Annotated in this window: 18 protein-coding genes; 7 read left to right on the top strand and 11 right to left on the bottom strand. The window is 68.9% G+C overall.

Annotation, left to right across the window (positions count from 1 at the left end; translation table 11 throughout):
• Window positions 1–47: 47 nt before the first annotated feature.
• Complete coding sequence (locus LTV02_RS22710) at window positions 48–818, bottom strand: SDR family NAD(P)-dependent oxidoreductase (RefSeq protein ID WP_233033654.1); 771 nt, start codon at window positions 816–818, stop codon at window positions 48–50.
• Window positions 819–963: 145 nt separating this feature from the next.
• Here LTV02_RS22710 and LTV02_RS22705 point away from each other — a divergent pair, with 145 nt between their 5' ends.
• From LTV02_RS22705 to rsmA, 3 genes are all read left to right on the top strand, one after another.
• Window positions 964–2,121: a lipase family protein gene (locus LTV02_RS22705; RefSeq protein ID WP_233033653.1), complete on the top strand. Its 1,158-nt coding sequence runs from the start codon at window positions 964–966 to the stop codon at window positions 2,119–2,121.
• Between the two features lie 132 nt (window positions 2,122–2,253).
• On the top strand, window positions 2,254–3,393 hold the full coding sequence (locus LTV02_RS22700) for a lipase family protein (protein WP_233033650.1): 1,140 nt from the start codon (window positions 2,254–2,256) through the stop codon (window positions 3,391–3,393).
• A gap of 26 nt (window positions 3,394–3,419) precedes the next feature.
• Window positions 3,420–4,301: a 16S rRNA (adenine(1518)-N(6)/adenine(1519)-N(6))-dimethyltransferase RsmA gene (rsmA, locus tag LTV02_RS22695; protein ID WP_233033648.1), complete on the top strand. Its 882-nt coding sequence runs from the start codon at window positions 3,420–3,422 to the stop codon at window positions 4,299–4,301.
• 20 nt (window positions 4,302–4,321) lie between these two features.
• Here rsmA and LTV02_RS22690 read toward each other — a convergent pair whose 3' ends face one another.
• From LTV02_RS22690 to LTV02_RS22665, 6 genes are all read right to left on the bottom strand, one after another.
• Window positions 4,322–4,849, bottom strand: coding sequence for an LpqN/LpqT family lipoprotein (locus LTV02_RS22690; RefSeq protein WP_067710554.1), 528 nt, complete (start codon window positions 4,847–4,849; stop codon window positions 4,322–4,324).
• A gap of 85 nt (window positions 4,850–4,934) precedes the next feature.
• Window positions 4,935–5,495: an LpqN/LpqT family lipoprotein gene (locus tag LTV02_RS22685; RefSeq protein ID WP_233033639.1), complete on the bottom strand. Its 561-nt coding sequence runs from the start codon at window positions 5,493–5,495 to the stop codon at window positions 4,935–4,937.
• Window positions 5,492–6,253: a hypothetical protein gene (locus LTV02_RS22680; protein ID WP_233033637.1), complete on the bottom strand. Its 762-nt coding sequence runs from the start codon at window positions 6,251–6,253 to the stop codon at window positions 5,492–5,494. Before LTV02_RS22680 ends, LTV02_RS22685 begins: the two co-directional genes overlap by 4 nt.
• Window positions 6,254–6,372: 119 nt before the next feature.
• The gene (locus LTV02_RS22675; protein WP_233033635.1) at window positions 6,373–7,410 is read right to left on the bottom strand and encodes a hypothetical protein; all 1,038 of its coding nucleotides are present in this window, start codon (window positions 7,408–7,410) and stop codon (window positions 6,373–6,375) included.
• Between the two features lie 4 nt (window positions 7,411–7,414).
• Window positions 7,415–7,735, bottom strand: coding sequence for a hypothetical protein (locus LTV02_RS22670; RefSeq protein ID WP_233033633.1), 321 nt, complete (start codon window positions 7,733–7,735; stop codon window positions 7,415–7,417).
• Window positions 7,736–7,858: 123 nt separating this feature from the next.
• Complete coding sequence (locus tag LTV02_RS22665) at window positions 7,859–8,383, bottom strand: SRPBCC family protein (protein WP_269821552.1); 525 nt, start codon at window positions 8,381–8,383, stop codon at window positions 7,859–7,861.
• On the opposite strand from LTV02_RS22665, the gene LTV02_RS22660 reads away from it, so the two are divergent.
• Together LTV02_RS22660 and LTV02_RS22655 are read left to right on the top strand one after the other, a co-directional pair.
• The gene (locus LTV02_RS22660) at window positions 8,382–9,770 is read left to right on the top strand and encodes a winged helix-turn-helix transcriptional regulator (protein WP_233033631.1); all 1,389 of its coding nucleotides are present in this window, start codon (window positions 8,382–8,384) and stop codon (window positions 9,768–9,770) included. The genes LTV02_RS22665 and LTV02_RS22660 overlap by 2 nt on opposite strands.
• Window positions 9,771–9,802: 32 nt before the next feature.
• Window positions 9,803–12,223 (top strand): hypothetical protein, encoded by a 2,421-nt coding sequence (locus tag LTV02_RS22655; protein WP_233041917.1) that lies wholly within the window; start codon window positions 9,803–9,805, stop codon window positions 12,221–12,223.
• A gap of 76 nt (window positions 12,224–12,299) precedes the next feature.
• Here the strand turns inward: LTV02_RS22655 and LTV02_RS22650 are convergent, their stop codons facing one another.
• The 4 genes from LTV02_RS22650 to LTV02_RS22635 all read right to left on the bottom strand — a co-directional run bounded on the left by LTV02_RS22650 (window position 12,300) and on the right by LTV02_RS22635 (window position 16,372).
• Window positions 12,300–14,540, bottom strand: a complete 2,241-nt coding sequence (locus LTV02_RS22650; RefSeq protein WP_233033629.1) for a heavy metal translocating P-type ATPase — start codon at window positions 14,538–14,540, stop codon at window positions 12,300–12,302.
• On the bottom strand, window positions 14,540–15,445 hold the full coding sequence (locus LTV02_RS22645; protein ID WP_233033627.1) for a FixH family protein: 906 nt from the start codon (window positions 15,443–15,445) through the stop codon (window positions 14,540–14,542). The genes LTV02_RS22650 and LTV02_RS22645 overlap by 1 nt, the downstream gene beginning before the upstream one ends.
• A 1-nt stretch (window position 15,446) precedes the next feature.
• Window positions 15,447–15,653: a heavy-metal-associated domain-containing protein gene (locus LTV02_RS22640; protein WP_067710560.1), complete on the bottom strand. Its 207-nt coding sequence runs from the start codon at window positions 15,651–15,653 to the stop codon at window positions 15,447–15,449.
• 104 nt (window positions 15,654–15,757) lie between these two features.
• Complete coding sequence (locus tag LTV02_RS22635) at window positions 15,758–16,372, bottom strand: TetR/AcrR family transcriptional regulator (protein ID WP_233033625.1); 615 nt, start codon at window positions 16,370–16,372, stop codon at window positions 15,758–15,760.
• A gap of 93 nt (window positions 16,373–16,465) precedes the next feature.
• On the opposite strand from LTV02_RS22635, the gene LTV02_RS22630 reads away from it, so the two are divergent.
• Together LTV02_RS22630 and LTV02_RS22625 are read left to right on the top strand one after the other, a co-directional pair.
• Window positions 16,466–17,218 (top strand): SDR family oxidoreductase, encoded by a 753-nt coding sequence (locus tag LTV02_RS22630; RefSeq protein WP_233033623.1) that lies wholly within the window; start codon window positions 16,466–16,468, stop codon window positions 17,216–17,218.
• A 19-nt stretch (window positions 17,219–17,237) separates the two neighbouring features.
• The gene (locus LTV02_RS22625) at window positions 17,238–18,176 is read left to right on the top strand and encodes a 4-(cytidine 5'-diphospho)-2-C-methyl-D-erythritol kinase (protein WP_233033621.1); all 939 of its coding nucleotides are present in this window, start codon (window positions 17,238–17,240) and stop codon (window positions 18,174–18,176) included.
• Window positions 18,177–18,230 lie beyond the last annotated feature (54 nt).

Raw genomic sequence — 18,230 nt, 5'->3', positions numbered from 1 at the left:
CGAGAAGGGGGCGTGGGGTTCAACCCCACGCCCCCTCTTCTTCTCGACTACATCAGTGCTCCGCCGTCGATGCGGAGTTCGGTGCCGGTCATGTAGCGGCCGTCGTCCGAGGCCACCATGGCCACCACGCCCGCGATGTCCTCGGGCTTGCCCAGCGTGCCGCCCTCCAGCCAGCCGGGGAGCCGGGCCATCAGGCTCCAATCGGCATCGGCCGGAAGATCGAGGCCCGCGGTCAGGCTGGTGCCGATACCGCCCGGCACGATGTTCACCGCGCGCAGGCCCTTCTTCACGTATTCGAGGGCGATGGTGTGGGTCAGGGCGTTGATACCGGCCTTGGACGCGGTGTAGGCCGCCATGTACGGCGCCGCGCCGAATGCCGACGTGGAGGAGAAGTTCACGATCACCCCGCCGTGCGGCGAATCGAGCAATCGCGGAATGCCCGCCTGCACCATGAGGAAGGTTCCGGTGAGGTTCACCGCGAGCACCTTGTTCCAGGTCTCCAGGGGCAATTCGTGGGTGTGCCCGGCGCGCATGATGCCCGCCGCGTTCACGAGAACGTCCAAACCGCCGAGGAATTCGAAGGCCGTCGCGGTGGCGGCGGCCACCGATTCCGGATCGGCCACGTCCAGGACGACCGTCTTCAATTTATCCCGCTGGTCCGCCGGCACCGCTTCCACCGTTGCGGCCAGGCCGTTTTCGCTCACATCCGCCGCCACCAGCTGCGCGCCCTCGGCCAGCAGGCGCAGGGCGATGCCCTGGCCGATGCCGGACCCGGCTCCGGTGACGAGTACCCGACGTCCATCAAATCTGCTCGACATGGCGAGAAATTAGAACAAGTTTCAGGTGGCGTCAATGCTTGCGGGGAAAGCGAATTGCCAGAGAGTTTTTAAACTGGTCCGTTGTTCAAATCGTTTAGGCTCGATCGGGTTTGTTGATCATGGGTCGGGGCTGATGGAGGGTTTCATGCGGTTGTTCGGTTGGCGGACGCGGATTTTCACCGCGGCCGTGGCGTCCACGGGTGCGTTGCTGGTGCTGCCGGGCGTACCGGCACAGGCGGCCGCACCGGGCAGCGTGATCGAAACCGTCGCCGCGCCGGACGGCTTCCGCGGACTCGCCAACGGCACCATCGTCGACTACTGGACCACCCGGTCGAACGGGGAAGCGGTGCAGGCCAGCGGCGCGCTCTTCGTCCCCGACGGTCCGGCGCCGGCGGGCGGGTGGCCGATCATGGCCTACGACCACGGCACCTCCGGGATGGGTCCCGGATGCGGCGGGCAGACCAGCACCAAATTCAGCCGGCCCATCGAGGATCGGGTCATCCAGTACTTCGTGAACAAGGGCTTCGCCGTCGTCGCGCCGGACTATGTCGGGCTGGGTCGGTTCGAGACCGGGCCGCACCCGTACCTGGAGATCCGGACCGAGGCCACCGCCACCATCGACCTGGTGAAGGCGGCGCGCAGCAGCGACTCGCGGCTCTCGCGCACCTGGGCCGCCATCGGGTTCTCGCAGGGCGGTCACGCCGCGCTCGGCGCGGGCCACCTGCAGCGCACCGAAGCCCCGGACCTGGACTTCCGCGGCGTCATCGCCTCCGACCCGGCCTCCGATATCGAGAAGGTCGCGCCCTTCGTCGGGCCGTACGTCCCGGCGATTCCGGGCGATGCCGGTACGGCCGTCAACGGATTCGTGGTCAGCATCATGGCCGGGTTGCGCGCCACCCATCCGGAGCTGGACTTCGACAGCTACCTGACGCCGGTCGGACAGCAGACCCTGGATCGGATCTCGGGGCTGTGCTTCCGCGACATCATGAGCTCGGTGCAGGGTATGAGCCTCGGCGAGCTGGTGAACAAGCCGTTGAACGACGAGCGCTTCCGGACTGCCATCGATTCGTACATGACCGTGCCGACCAGCGGTTACGACGCGCCGATCCTGTTGCTGCTGAACACCAATGACATCACCGTGCCCTCGCCGCTGCACGCCGCGCTGGCCGCGCAGTTCGCCGCCAACGGGGTGGATTTCCAGACCGTCGTCGGCACCGGTTCGCACACCCAGCTGAACCCGCAGATGTGGGATGCCATCGGGGCGTTCAGCGATCGGATCCTGGCTACCCCGGCGGTTTCCTGAGATCGGCTTGACCAGCAAGGCAATTCATCGGCAAACTCCCGATTCGTTAAGCTCTGAACTGATCTGACGGATGCTGCGGGCGGGGCTGATGGAGGAATTGTCTTGTTCACCAGTGGTTTTGTGAAAAGTTCGATGGCTGCGGCGGTCGCGGCCGGGGTGTTGTTCACGCTGCCCGCGACGGTCGCGCAGGCCGATCCGGCGGGAAGCCTGATTTCGGCAACCGCACAGCCGTCGAGCTTTCACGACATTCCCAATGGGTCGGTGGTGACGTACTGGACGACCCGGTCCAATGGCGAGCCGGTGCGGGCCAGCGGGGCGCTCTTCCTGCCCGAGGGGCAGGCGCCGGCGGGCGGCTGGCCGATCATGGCCTACGACCACGGCACCACCGGGCTCGGCGCCGGATGCGGTGGGCAATCCGATCCCGCCACCGCGCCCTGGCCCACCGAACGTGCCAACGAAGACGAGATCATGCGGTACTTCGTGAGCCGTGGCTTCGCGGTCGTCGCGCCCGACTATCTGGGGCTGGGGCTGTTCGAGACCGGGCCGCATCCGTATCTGGAACTGCGCAGCGAGGCGACCGCCACCATCGATCTGGTGCGGGCGGCGCGGGCGGCCGAGCCGGCGCTGTCGCGGACCTGGGCCGTCACCGGGGCCTCGCAGGGCGGGCAGGCGGCGCTCGGCACCTCGAACCTGCAGGTGAGCGCCGCGCCGGAGCTGGACTTCCGGGGCACCATCGCCATCGATCCGGCGTCGGATGTGGAGAAGTTCCTGCCCGTGGCCGGGCCGTGGGTGCCGGCGCTGCCGGGCGAATCCGGTTCCGGGATAGACGGATTCATCGCCGGGATCCTGGCCGGCCTGCGGGCCGCGCGGCCGGACGCGCAGGTGGACAGCTACCTGACCGATACCGGGCGGCAGCTGCTGGACAGCATCGGGGACGTGTGCCAGCCGGAGATCACCCGGCGCATGCAGGCCGCGTCGATCGGCGCACTGCTGTCGCGGCCGCTGTCGCAAGGACCGCTGCCCGCGGTGCTGAACGATTACATGGCGGTGCCGGTGCGCGGCTATGACCAGCCGATTCTGCTGCTGGCCAATGCCACCGACACCACCGTCCCGTCGCCGCTGCACGCACTGCTCGCCACCCAGTTCGCGGCCAACGGCGTGGACTTCTCGACCGTGGTCGGCACCGGCAAGCACTGCCAGTTGAATCCGGCGATGTGGGCGGCCATCGACGCCTTCACCACGCGTGTCCTCGCCACCCCGACCGTGTCCTGAGCTGGCGGGTTGATAGGTTTACCGGAATGTCCGAACCCGAGAACGCCGGCCGCGGGAAAGCCGCTCTGCTCGGCCCCGCCGAAGTCCGCGAGCTGGCCGAGCGATTCGGCGTCCGCCCGACCAAGCAGCTCGGGCAGAACTTCGTGCACGATGCCAACACCATGCGCCGGATCGTGGCGACCGCCGGGGTCGGGCGTGACGATGTGGTGCTCGAGGTCGGGCCGGGGCTGGGTTCGCTGACCCTGGCCGCACTCGACGTGGCCGATCGGGTGATCGCCGTGGAGATCGATCCGACCCTGGCGAAGCATCTGCCGAAAACGGTCCGCGATCGCGCGCCCGAGCTGGCCGACCGGCTGACGGTGGTCGGCATGGACGCCATGAAGGTGACCCGCGCCGACCTGCCCGCCGAGCCCACCGCGCTGGTCGCGAACCTGCCCTACAACGTGGCGGTCCCCGTCCTGCTCCACCTGCTGGCCGAATTGCCCAGTATCCGAACGACTCTGGTGATGGTGCAGCTGGAAGTGGCCGACCGCCTCGCCGCCACCCCCGGCGGCCGCATCTACGGCGTCCCCAGTGTGAAGGCCGGTTTCTTCGGCACCGTCCGCCGCGCCGGCACCGTCGGCCGCCAGATCTTCTGGCCCGTACCGCAAGTCGAATCCGGGCTCGTCCGCATCGACCGCTTCGAGGATTCCCCCTGGCCGCAGGACGAGGAGTTCCGCCGCAAGGTGTATGCCGTCGTGGACGCCGCCTTCGCGCAGCGCCGCAAAACCCTCCGCGCCGCCCTCGCGGGCTGGGCCGGTTCCCCCGCCGAAGCCGAAAAGCGACTCACCGCAGCGGGAATCGCCCCGACCGCCCGCGGTGAAACCCTCGACACCGCCGCTTTCGTCCGGCTCGCCGCACAGAACTGAGCGAGCCGGACCCACCGGCGTCAGAGCGAAACGCTCAACCCTTCGATCACGGTCGCCGCGTCCGCCCCGTCGTGATCATCCCGAATGGTGACGGTCAGCTGCACCAAGAACTGGTCATCCCCGTTCTCCACCACCACATACCGGTGATACGTCCACAACTGGAACGGCTCGACCTTGTAGCTCCCCGTGATCCCCGCCGACGGGAAACCCCCGAAGTCCGCGACATCGGTCTCACTGTCCCGCCACTCCGGCAGCCGCCGCGCATCCCCGAACGCGTAACTCAACAGCTCCTTCGCATCCACGGCCTGCGAGAACTTCACCACCAGCACGACCGCGTTATCGGCCCACCCGCCCTCGGGCGCCTGCGTCCACACCCCGTAGGCCCCCGGGAACAACTGCGCCGGCACCTGCTGCCACCCCGCCGGCACCGCGATGGTCACCACCGGCGCCCCGGGCGTCCCCGCCGCCACCGGCGCGGCCTCCACCCCGGCCCCGGCCAGATACTCGGCAATGCTCGGATGCGCATCGGCCGGATTGACAGACGTCATCAGCTTTCCTCCTCAGGCAGCGGTCGGCCATCCCGTACCAGGACGGCGGGGTGAACCCTACCGCCGCGCCCCCGCACCAGGGCGCTCAGGACAGCTCGAACGGGCGATAGGACTCGGCTGCCGGATCGGTAATGGTGAGGCCGTCGCAGATTTCCTGCACGGCAGCGTTCGCCCGCTCGGCGCGCACCGTCACGGTGAGCTGGACCAAGTACTGCGTTGCGCCGAACTCGCACAGCACATATCGGGTGTGCGCCCACAGCATGAGCTCGTCCACCGTGTAGGTGCCGGTGATCGCCGCCGACGGAAATCCCCGATACGGATCGCTGCCGGTTCGAATATCGGCCCAGCCGGGTAGCTTTTGCGAATCGGTGAAGGCGCTACCGGCAATGTTCGACCAGTCCACTCCGGTCGACAGGCCGCCCACGAGAAGAACCGCATTGTCGGCCCACGGCACCGCGTCTGCCGGCGGTTGCGCCCAGACCCGGTAGGCGCCCGGCACGAGAGAGGGCTCGAGGGGTAACCACTCGTCCGGTATCGGGACCGAAACCTCCGGCGCTCCAACCGAATCGGGATGGATCGGAGTGAGGACGACGCCCGCGGCAGTGAGCTGCTCGGCGAGGGTCTGCGGCGTTCCGGCCGTGGTCATCGGTCCGCGCCCGCCGTGGCGAACCAGTCGGCCGCGTCGGGCCGGGCGAGAAGCTGCCGAGATTCGGGATGGGAATGCAGGAAGCGCAGCACGGCCAGCGCCGTATTGGGCTCACCCGTCATCAGGTACACGGGGATTCCGAATGCGCCTGATTCGTCGAACAGCTTGTGGGGCACCACAATCGGTGTGTCGCCGATGCCCAACGCGATCAACGGCATCGAACCGGACTGTGCGGACGGCCGGACCTGAGACGGCGTGATCGACTCGATGTCGTCCCACGCGACCAACTGTTCCTTCACGGCTTGCCACGGCAGTGGAACGCGGCGCAGGATCCCGGCCGGATACACCGTCACCGAGACCTTCCAGCGCAGCACCACCGCCAGCAGCACCAGTACGAGCGCGCTGCCGAGACCGAAGATCAAAGCGAAGGTCGCGCCGGTCGAATTGTCCTTGGACAGCGGGAGCAGCACGCTGCCCTGTCCTACCCGCCAACCGAGCCAGGCGGCGAACCCGTACAGCGCACAGCCGGCCAGCAGCATCAGGATCGGGAAGTCGGTCCGCCGCATGGTCAATTCGACACCCGCGCCGCGCACCGGATCGACCTGCGCGCGTGCGGCGACGTCCCGGCCGCGTAGTAGCCCAGCGACGCTGACGATCAGGAACGCCGCTCCCAGCGCGAGCAGCGCGCCACCTATCGCACCCAGCACATTCGCGAAAGTCTTCGGTTCGGCGCCGAGCACCGCGATCACCCACAGCACTGCGCCTACGGCCGGTATCGCCGCCAGGGTCGCGCCGATTACCTTTGTGCGCCGGGATGATCGGCGCTCCGGCCAAACCGATGTTGAAGGCACCGTTGGGAATACCGAGTCGCTTGCCATCACCACCACCTCTGAATCAGTTTGGAAGTCAGATAGGACGCACCCGCGCCGACCGCGGCGCCGACGACGAAACCGGCCGCCGTCCCCGCTCCGGGCACGATCGACCCGAGCGTGGCGCCGATGGTTCCGCCGCTCACCGCCGCACCGGCCAGCCCGCCCAGCCCCATTCCGACCACCGTGCCCGCGCTCTCGCTCACGATGGCTTCGGGCTTGCTCATCCCGCCGTTCACGTCGTTCACGATCGCTGGGACGGTGCCGACGGCATTTCCGACGATGCCGAAATGGCTCAGGCCCGAGGTGAAGCGACCCGAGGAGCCGAGCTTGCCCCAGTTCTCGACCCAGCGCAGCACGCCGGTTCGCCCCGCGGCCTGCGCCGAGGTCTCCAGCCCGTCGCGCGTGACATCGGTCATCACCCCGATGATCGTGTTGGCGGTGGTCGCGGGGATGTCGGGCGCCCAGAACGAAGCCGGTGAGGTCGCGATGGCATCGGGGACGGCGTTCGGGTCCTGCGCCTTGATCTTCTGGATCTCGGCGGTGAGCGTGGCCAGCGCGGACGGCGGGGCCATCCGATCGAGTTCGCCGACGGCCGCGGTGATCTGCGCACCGGCGGTGGCGTCGGCGGCCAGCAGGGTCGACAGCAGTTCGGGAATCCGCGCCAGTTGCAGCCCGGCCTCCGAATCCCAGTCCTCGACACCGGTGATGGTCCAGTCGTCCGAAATCGAAACCGGCGCGACCACATAGGTTTTCAGGATGGTCTTGATCTCCGCGAGCGGGTGTTCCATCGCGCCGAACGCGGTGGTGCAGGCGGTGCCGAGATCGTCGTAGGCGGTGACGATGGCGCGCATCTGGGTGCGTTCGGTTTCGGACTTGGCGTCGGCCGCCGTCTTGGCTTCGCCCTGCCAGGCCAAGCCGTCGTGAATGGCCGTGTACATGGAATCGGAGGCTTGCAGTACGGCGTCCGCGATTTTCGTGGCGGCAGCACCGACCTCGGACAGCCCGTCGACGGACCAGTTCCGCACTTCGGCAGGCGTCGGCATTCCGCTACTTCTCCGCGTGCGGGTCGCCGGAATTGAGATCGGTGATCGCTGCCAGCCGTCGCGCCGCGTCCAGATCGGTCCCGTGATACTGGTCGGCACACAGCGCCAGCAGGCACGAGAACTCGTTGAACCGTGCTTTCAGCACATCCTTTGCCGTCCCGCTGGCTGGATCGGCCGTCCCGAGCGCCGCCCCGGCAGCCGATCCGACCAGCCCCTTCGCGACGGGTTCCGCCCCCAGATGGGGCGCGTCATCGATGTCCTTGGGCAGCAGCGCGAGCGCGCCCGCCGCCATGCGGAGGCCCTCCGGATTCACTTCGAATGCCACCGCGTCCCCCTTTGCCCCGCAGCCGCGCACGGTGGGCGCGGGCTGCTCTACCTGTCACTTCGAGCAGTGACAGTACCGATCGAGCTAATTTGTGGCAATTGCGGGGCGATGGGTTGTCGCAGGTCAGGAGGTCGTGGCGCGTTCGATGGTTTCGCGCATCACTTGGATGCCACGGTTTATGCGGAGGCGGGCTTCGGTTGCGGCGGGGTGGGGGAGGACGTCGGTTATCCAGAGGAGGCGGGCTTGGCCGGTGGGGGTGTCGAGGACTTGGAAGGAGGCGTGGTGGTGGGTGAGGGGGAGTTGGAAGCCTTCGATGGCGGAGTAGGCCAGGCGGCGGGTTTCGTCGTCGACGGTGATGATGAGTTCGCGGATTATGTTGCCGGTGGGCATGGTCAGGTAGCGGGTGTCGCCGTCTATGCGGGTGTCCATGACGTAGCCGGGGAGTAGGCGGGTGTGGACGTTGGCGGTGTCGCGGAGGGCGTCCCATACCTGGGCGGGGGTGGCGGCGATTGTTGTTTCGGCGGTGACGGTGGCGATGGCGGGCTCCAATCCGGGTGGGGGCCAGGGTAGTCGGGGGTGGTGACATCGGGGTGCGGGGGCGGCGGGGGCTTCCGGTCTGTCGGTGGGCGGATTTACGGTGCGGGGCATGAGTTCGACTGCGGTGCATTCGCTTACGTATCTCCGGCCTTCGGGGCTGGAGCGGTCCGGGGGACGGGATCTGCTCGGGTTGCAGACCAGTGGGGGGAGTACGCCCGGTGGGGCGGTGGCCAATCCGACGTTCTTCCGGGGGTTCGTCACCCGGCCGGAGGTGGCGGCGGGCGGGTTGCTCGCGGTGGCGGATGTGGCGGGTGCGCGGTATTACGATCCGCGGCAGACTCGGGCGGCTTCGCTGGATCCGGTGGTGACGGCCAACGGGGATCGGTTGCGGTTCGAGTCGTTCTCGGCCTGCTGCGGAGTGCATGCGCGACTCGACGTGCTGGACAACGGAATCGACGGCGATATCGGCTACGGCACAACGAATGTCGATGTGAACACGCCGTTGCGGGACGCGTTGAACGGGGTGGGGGCGGGCGATCCCCTGCATTTGACCGTCGGGCCGGACGAGCTGGCGGTGGCGACCATCGGGGATCGGGTGGTGGAGAAGAAGGTGCCGCTGCCGGACCGGTGGCTGCGCGGGTTCGCCGAGACGCAGGTGATCACGGCGGGATTCGATGTGCGAGCGGAGGTTTCGGCCACCGAGGCGGTGCGGTTCCTGCGCGGCCTGCCGCGCTCGGGAACCAATGCCTCACGGGGCGGACAGTGGGTGGTGGCCGCCGGCGGGCGGTTGCGGATCACCTCGCGGCCGGTGCCGGGGGCCGTGTGCCTGCCGGGACCGCAGCGACTGGGTGCGCTGCAACGAGTGCTGCGCCATGCGGATTCGCTGCGGATCTACGGTCCGCAAGCCGCCGGAGACAGCCCGCTGCTGGCCTCCGCCTGGGAGATCGGGCTGCCCGGCATGCGGCTCACGCTCACCCTTTCCCCGGAGGCGGGGCGGGGATTCTCCGGCGAGGGAACGGTTTTGGACGGCCTCGCCGATGCGGACGCCGAATCGGACGCGGAACTGCTGTCTGTGCTGCTGGCCTGGGATCCGCGCATCGAGATCGGTGAGCTGGCGGAGCGGTCCGGGCTCACGCCGGAACGGGTGCGCGCGGCGCTGACCCGGCTCGGCGTCGATGGCCGCATCGGCTACGACATGGCCGAGGCGGCGTACTACCATCGCGAACTGCCTTATGCCGCAGGGCGAGTCGAGCGGCACAATCCGCGCCTGAAAGCGGCCCGCGAGCTGGTCGCCGCCGACGCGGTGCGGTTGGATGCACGTGATCCCGCACTGGCGGACGTGGTGTCCGGCGGGTACACCCACCGGGTTCGATCGGGCTCGGACGGCACCTTCGTCTGCACCTGTGATTGGTGGGCGGAAACCCGCGGCAATCGGGGGCCGTGTCGGCACGCCCTCGCGGTGCGGATCGTCCGCCGTGCCACGCCCGTTTTGCTCTGATAGTCGAAAAGCTCTGACCCCGAGGTGAATTCATGACCGATACGATCGACGCCGATCGTCTGCTGCAGATCGAACCGGCGCACATTCCCGACCGGCTCGCCCGGATGACGGCCGCGGAGCGCAAGACCATGGCGTCCGCGCTGAAGCAGGCACGCTCCGCGCTGCCCCGCCGCGACTGGTGGGAAGAACCATCCAAAAAGCATGTGGCGGTCCAACTCTGGGGTCTCGGCTGCCTGTCGACGCCGACCTCCGTCGCCCGCTGGCTGTCCGTCGGCGTCACCCGGCTACCGGACACCAGCCCGGAAGTCCTGCTGGCCTGCCTGGAAGCGGGCGACCGCGACAATGCCTGGCGCGCCGAACTGGCCGCACAGCTGGCCGCCGGCCGGGCCGAACGCTGGCAGGGCCTGCCGTACTTCCCGCTGATCGTGCACCTGATCCGCACCTCGGGCGCACCGGTTCCCACCACCGACGAGTTCGTCAGAGCCTGGATGCGGAGCCGCTTCGGCCAGGACGGGTTGCCGGACCCGTGGCGGGCGCATCAGCTGCCGTCCGGCCCGAACCTGGTGGCGCGCTTGCGCATCGACCCCTTCCTGCCCGCCTTGGCCCGCCGCGTGGTGGAGGTGACCGGCCTGTTCCTCAACGACAATCCCCACCTCCCGGATGATTCCTGGCCGCACACCCTCGACGTGCTGTCCCGGGAAGGCGTAGTCGATCGGGACCTATTGCACACCAGCACCCTGAACGCCCTGCTGCGCAATGACGGCCGCCCCTTGGACGCGACCAACCGGCTCGGCGTGCTCACCGCCCTGCATGCCGAGCCGAGCGAATGTGCCGGCCGCACCGACGCTTACGCGCGGCTGCTCGCCGAAGGCCGCTCGACGGTCGCCGGGCACGCCCAGGAGGTCCTGATCGGATTGCACGGCGCGGGCCTGCTGTCCGACGACGAGGCGCTGGCGCTGTCCGATGAGGCGCTCGCCCGGACCGAGAAGAAACTCGTTCGCGCCCAATTGAGCTGGATGGAACGGATAGTGCGCGCCGAGCCCGCACACGCTTCGGCCGCGATCCGGAGTTGGTCGGCCGCCCTCGCGACGCTCGAGGACGCGGCCCTGCGCGCCCGCATCGAGAAGCTGATCGCCCGCTACCTGCCCAAGGCGGACGACGACACCCGCATGGATCTGGCGGTCGAAGCCGCGCCGGAATTGGAGGAGGAATTCCCGCTGCCGCTCCCCCCGGCGCCTGCCGTCCTCACGGGTCTGCCTGAGACCCCGGCGGATACGGCCGAGCTGTACCGCTGGCTGAAGGCCGCCGACGACGAGGAAGAGTTCTACGGCGCACGCTTCCTCGACGGCCTCATCCGATTCGCCGCCACCGACCGTCCCGGACTGACCGCGGCCCTGCGCCCACTGGTGGAAGCCGACCTGGCCGTCGTGAATTCCGCCGGAACCGCGTGGTGGCAGGACAAATGGTGGAAGAACCGCGGCTGGGAACAACTGACCGTCGCCGCCGTCGCCACCGGCCTGCTCCAGGATCGCCCGCAGGGCAGTTCACATTCGGACATGGTGACCCTGCGCATGATCGAATGGGGCGAGTACGCGCTGACCGGCGCCCCGCTACCGCCCTGCGCGCTGGCCACCCCCACCTTCGAGAACGGTCAGATCGCCGCCGCCGAACTGGTGGATCGCCTGCGCCGGTATCGCGAGGCGGGGGTGCGTCCCGGACATCTCGAATTCGGTCAGGCGCTGGCGCGGGTCGCTCCGGAAGCGGATGCCGAAACAGCCATGGCGGCAGCCGCTTTGGGCATGCCGGAAGGATTCCGGCTGGCCGCCGTCCTGAACGGTGAACCGCCCGCCGATCTCCCCGCGATCCTGGACGGCGTGCAGCGCGGCCCCGACCACGAATGGGGCTGGATGCCGGTGGAAGCCGTCGACTTCCCGAACCCGGAGGTGCTGGCCCGCTGGCAGGACTGGGAACCACGGGACATCCACCCGGCGGTGGTGCTGGCGGAGCTCCCGGGCGTCAAGGGCCCGGGGGTCCACCGCCGCGTCATGTGGGCCCTGGTCGCCGAGGACGCGCGGGCCCGAACCGCCGGCGTCGATGCCCTGGTCACGCTGGCCGCCACCGCGCAGCTGCAACCGGACCTGCTGGAGCTGCCCGAATGGACTTCCGGGAAGCGCCTGGCGGGTTCGCTCCGCGACGCCGTGCTGGCTCTGGGCGCGCACCGCGCCTGGCCGGTCATCGACGTCCTGCTGCCGCCATTGCTGGCCCGCGAGAAGACAACCGGTCTCGCGGACGTCCTCGCGGTGGCCGCCGATTGCGCCCGGCGCTGTGGCGCGGTGGCCGACTATCCGGCCGTGGTGGAACTGGCGCAACGCCGCGGCTCCGGACGATTGGTCCTCGAGGCCCGGACCTTGCTCGCCGCCTTCGCGGGGAACGAGGCTCCGGTGGGCGTCTGATCCCGGAATGCGAAAGGGCCGTCCGGATCCGAGATCCGAACGGCCCCGCCGGGCAACAGGTTCCCGTGCGAGCGGTTCAACCGCGGAACCGCCGCAACCGCAGCGAGTTGCTGACTACGAACACACTGGACAGTGCCATCGCCGCACCGGCGAGCATCGGGTTCAGCAGCCCGGCCGCGGCGAGCGGAATCGCCGCAACGTTGTAACCGAAAGCCCAGAACAGATTGCCCTTGATGGTGCGCAGGGTGGCGCGGGACAGCTTGATCGCGGTGGGCACCGCGCGCAGGTCGTCCCGGACCAGGGTCAGGTCGGCGGCTTCGATGGCGACATCGGTGCCGGTGCCCATGGCCAGGCCGAGATCGGCCTGGGCCAGGGCGGCCGCATCGTTGACGCCGTCGCCGACCATGGCCACGACCTTGCCTTCGGCCTGCAATTTCTTGACCACGTCCAGCTTGTCGCTGGGCAGCACCTCGGCGATGACCTGCTCGATGCCGACCTGGTCCGCGACGGTGCGGGCGGTGGCGGCATTGTCGCCGGTGAGCAGCACGGGGGTGAGCCCGAGCGCCCGCATCTCCGAAATGGCTTGGGCGCTGGTCGGTTTGACCGCGTCGGCGATGACCAGCACGCCGCGCGCCTTACCGTCCCACGCCACCAGAATTGCGGTGTTCCCGGCGCGTTCCGCCCGAGTCTTGGCGTCCGCCAAGGCTTCCGGCAGTTCGACCGACCAATCCGCGAGGAGTTCGGTGCGGCCGATGACGACCGCCCGTTCACCCACCAGACCCTGCACGCCCTTGCCGCCGTGGCTCACGAACTGCTCCACCCGTTCGGTGTCCAGCCCGCGCTCCTTGGCGCCGCTCACCACGGCCTTGGCGACCGGGTGCTCGGAACCGTGCTCGACCGCCGCGGCGATCGAGATCAGCTCGTCGACCTCCTGGCCCGCCGCCGGAATCGCTTCGGCGAGGGTCATTCTGCCGGTGGTCACGGTGCCGGTCTTGTCCAGCACCACGGTGTCGATGCGCCGGGTGGACTCCAGCACCTGCGGGCCCTTGATCAGAATGCCCAGCTGTGCGCCGCGCCCGGTGCCGACCAGCAGCGCGGTCGGGGTGGCCAGGCCCAGGGCGCACGGGCAGGCGATGATCAGCACCGCCACCGCCGCGCCGAAAGCGGTCGCCACCGCCGCGCCGGTGCCGAGCCAGAAGCCCAGCGCCGCAACCGAGATGGCGATCACGATCGGGACGAACACGCCCGCCACCCGGTCGGCCAGCCGCTGCACGGGGGCCTTGCCGTTCTGTGCTTCCTCCACCAGCGAGGCCATCTGCGCCAGCTGGGTGTCCGCGCCGACCCGGGTGGCGCGCACGGTCAGCAGCCCGCCCGCGTTCACCGTCGCGCCGACCACGGCATCCTCGGGCCCGACCTCGACCGGCACCGATTCACCGGTCAGCATGCTCATGTCGAGCGCCGAATTACCGCTCACCACAACACCGTCGGTGGCGACCTTCTCGCCCGGCCGGACCAGGAATTCCTCGCCGACCTTCAAATCGCCCACGGGAATCCGGATTTCGACGCCGTCACGCAGGACCGCGACGTCCTTCGCACCGAGTTCCAGCAGGGCGCGCAGCGCGGACCCGGCCTTCTCCTTGGACCTGGTCTCGAAGTACCGGCCCGCGAGAATGGCCACGATCAGCGTCGCCGCCACTTCGAAGTACAGCGCCGAGGACGAATCGCCACGCGAAATGGCAAGGCTGAACGGATGTTTCATGCCCGCCATGCCGGCGTCGCCCCAGAACAGCGCGTACACCGACCAGCCGAAGGCGGCCAGCGTGCCCAGCGAGATCAAGGTGTCCATGGTGGCCGCGCCGTGCTTGGCGTTCACCCAGGCGGCCCGATGGAATTGCGCCCCGCCCCAGAACACGATCGGCGCGGTCAGCGTGAGCGACAACCACTGCCAGTTGGTGAACTGCAGCGCCGGGATCATCGCCATGGCCACCACGGGCAGGCCCAGCGCCAGGCTGACCAGCAGCCGGTGCCGTAGTTCCTGGGTGGCGGTGCGCGGCGAATCACCATCGGATTCCGCGGTTTTCACCGGTTCGTTGTGGTGGACGGCGGCGGTGTAGCCGGTGTCCACCACGGTTTCGATGAGCTTGTCCGGGGTCACCGACTCCGGGAAGCTGACCTTGGCTTTTTCGGTGGCGTAGTTGACGGTCGCGGTGACGCCGTCGAGGCGATTGAGCTTCTTCTCGATGCGGGACGCGCAGGAGGCGCAGGTCATTCCGCCGATATCGAGCTCGATCGACCGCTCCGGGGCTGGGGCGCTCATCAGTGACCTCCTCCGTGTTGCGTATGCGCACCCGATTCGGTTGCGGCAGTGGTGGTTGCACCGGTGCCGGTGGCATCGGTGAATTCGGCGGTGCGGACGACGCCGCCGTGTTTGAAGTCGAGGTACAGGCGGTAGTCGCCGGCGCTCGGGGCCTGGGCGTGGAAGGCCACGTCGGGTCCGGGCGGCGTCTTGCCGACTTCGCCTTCGGGGTGCACGTGCAGGTAGGCGAGGTCGCTCGCCCGCAGTGCGACCAGGTGCGCGTAGGCACCCAGATAGGGCTGCAGGTCGGTGACCGGCTTGCCGTCGCGCTTGACGGTGAACTTCAATTCGCTTCCGGCGGTGGACATGTCACCGGTGAGGGTGACTTCGTAACCGTCCACCTTGGCGGTTTTGGACGGCGCCGGCAGCGGCTGGAGCTTGGCGTCGCCGGTGACGTTCACGACCCGGCTCAGCGTCAGCTCGCCCGGCCCGCCCGCGGGGGAGAAGTCGGCGAAGACCCGGTAGTTGCCGGGTTCGGCCCACTTCCAATCCAGGGACCAGGTGCCGTCGGCGGCGAGGTTGGGATGCACGTGCCGGAACTGCGTCGCGTCCGAGCGGACCACGATGAGGTGCAGGTTCTGCTCGTGCAGGGTGTTGTACTGGGTGACGGCCCCCTGCGGTCCGGTGATCCGGAAGCTCAGGGTCCCTTGCTGATTCGGTGCGGCCGGAGCGTTGATCTCGCCGAGCGCGTAGCCGGATTCGTTGTCCAGCAGGCCCGGCGCCGCCTCGCTCGCGTGCCGGCTGTGGTCACTCGCGGTGGAGGCCGGCCCGGACGGGTCGCCCACCAGGGCCCCGATTCCGAGCGCGGCCCCGAAGAGAACGACCAGTCCGCCACCGAAGGCCGCGAACTTGAGTCGATCGTTCATCTCAGCTCGCCACCTCGTAACCGGCTTCGTCCACGGCCGCGACCACATCGGCGTCCACGAGGGGAGCGCTCGACTCGACCTTGACCAGGCCGGAGGCGAGGTCCACGTCGACACTGGTCACGCCGTCGATCTTGCCGATCTCCTTCTTGACCGATCCGACGCAGTGGCCGCAGGTCATTCCGGTGACGGTGTAGGTGCTGGTGGCCATTGTTCGACTCCTTCGCTCGCGCTTTCATACGGTGAGGGGGTATCCCCGACACCGAGAAACATACCCCCCATGGGTACCTGGCGCAAGTGCTTCGCCGAAGTGATTCAGGCCTCGTCCGGCTCCGGCGCATCGGGCCAGCTCAGCATGGCCAAGGCTGCCATTCGCTCGAGTTCCGACCGGTCGGCGCCATCGCGGGATGCCTGCGACATGCCGTTCAGCATCCCCCCGGTGAAGCGGGCCAGCGCGCGCGCATCAGTGTCCGCGGGCAGCAGCCCGGCCGCCATGTCCGCGCGAATCCGCTGTTCGAACGCCTCGACATTGCCATTGCGCAGCCCGGTCAGCAGGTCGCGGATCTCGGCATTCGTGGTGTTGATGCCCGCGTGGATGACCATGCACCCGGGCGGTTGCTCCGGCGTGGTGTAGATGACGGCCGCCTCGCGCAGGGTCCGCTCCGCCGCCGCCCGGGCGGTCGGTTCCTCCGCGAACGCGCGCGCCGCGAACCCGCCGTACCGCTCGCCGTACGCCTCGAGGGCCTCGTTGAACAGCTTCTGCTTGTCCCCGAACGCCGCGTACAGGCTGGGGGTGCCGATGCCGAGTTCCTTGGTCAGATCGCTGACCGAGGTCGCTTCGTAGCCGCGTTCCCAGAACAGGCGAAGCGCTTTGTCCAGCGCGGCTGCGCGATCGAAGGACCGGGGCCGGCCCCGGGTGTGGATGGCCATGCGGCAATTTTATAGCGCTCGCTAAACAATGTGTTACGGTCCTTTCTGTAACGATCGCTATATAAATCGATCGACGGATGAAGGAGCAGGTCAATGGGCGCACTCACCGGCAAGACGGCACTGGTCACCGGCAGCGGGCGGGGTATCGGGCGGGCCATCGCGGAACGACTCGGCCGGGACGGCGCGCGAGTCGGCGTGCACTACAACGGGAACGACGCGGCGGCCGAGGAAACCGTCGCGGCCGTCGAGGCGGCGGGTGGCCAGGCCTTCGCGTTCGCGGCCCCGCTCGGCGTGCCGGGTGACGCCGAAGCCCTCTGGGCGGCTTTCGACGCACACGCCGACGGCCTGGACATCCTGGTCAACAACGCCGGCACCGACGGCATCCGGGAACCCATCGGGGGTACCGACGAGGAGTCCTTCGACCGCGTCTTCGCGATCAATACCAAGGCCCCGTTCTTCGTCACCAAGCTCGGCCTGGACCGGCTGCGCGACGGCGGCCGCATCGTGAACGTGTCCACCGGCCTGACCAAGGGCGGGCACATGACCTCGCTGATCGCGTACACCATGACCAAATCCGCCATCGATTCGCTGACCTCGATCCTGGCCAAGGAACTCGGCGCGCGCGGCATCACCGTCAATGCGGTCGCGCCGGGGGCCATCGACACCGATATGAACGCCGACTGGTTGCGCACCCCCGAGGGCCAGTCCGCGACCGCCGCGCTCTCGCCGCTGAATCGGGTGGGCCAGCCCGCCGACGTCGCGGATATCGTCGGCTTCCTGGCCTCCGACGACTCGCGCTGGGTGACCGGCCAGTGGATCGACGCCACGGGCGGTGCGCTGCTCTGAGGGCGATTAGGCTTGCCCCGTGCTGTCTGTTGTGCCGAGTCCCGTGATCGTGCGCGCCCCATCGAAGGTGAATCTGCACCTCGGCGTGGGCGATCTCCGCGATGACGGCTATCACGATCTCACCACGGTGTTCCAAGCCCTTTCGCTCGGTGACGATCTGGAGATCTCGTCCGCCTCCGCCATGCGGGTCCGGGTGACCGGCGAGGGCGCGGACGAGGTCCCGACCGACAGCTCCAACCTGGTGTGGAAGGCGGCCGTGCGGCTGGCCGAGCAGGCGGGCCGCGCGCCGCTGGTGGAAATCGGGATTTCCAAAGGCATTCCGGTGGCCGGCGGCATGGCGGGCGGCAGCGCCGATTGCGCCGCGGCCCTGGTCGGCCTGAACGAACTCTGGGAACTGGGCCTCGGCCGGACCGAATTGTCCGAAATCGCAGCCGAACTCGGCAGTGATGTCCCGTTCGCCCTGCACGGCGGTACCGCCCTCGGTCACGGTCGCGGCGAGAAACTGCTCCCGGTGCTGTCCCGCAACACCTTCCACTGGGTGCTCGCCCTGGCCAAGGGCGGCCTGTCCACCCCCGCCGTCTTCCGCGAACTCGATCGCCTCCGCGAAGTCGGCGACCCGCCCCGCCTCGGCCAGCCGGAGGAACTCCTCCAAGCCCTGGCCTCTGGCGATGCAAAACAGCTGGCCCCGCTCCTCGGCAACGACCTGCAAGCCGCGGCCCTGTCCCTGAAGCCCGAACTACGCCGCACCCTGCGCGGCGGCGTGGCGGCGGGCGCGCTCGCGGGTATCGTCTCCGGCTCCGGCCCCACCTGCGCCTTCCTCTGCGAAGACGAGGAAACGGCCGTCGCGGTCGCCGCCGAACTCTCCGGCGCGGGCGTCTGCCGCAGCGTTCGCACCGCCCACGGCCCGGTCCCCGGAGCCCGCGTGATCGCCGATCCGGCCGATACCGCAAAGCGCTGAGAAAACCCGTGGGTCCACCTCGGTAGGCTGGCCGAGGGCAATTCGCCGTTCGCA

Source organism: Nocardia yamanashiensis (assembly GCF_021183565.1).
GTDB lineage: Bacteria > Actinomycetota > Actinomycetes > Mycobacteriales > Mycobacteriaceae > Nocardia > Nocardia yamanashiensis.
This window is presented reverse-complemented; position numbering and strand designations above follow the sequence as displayed.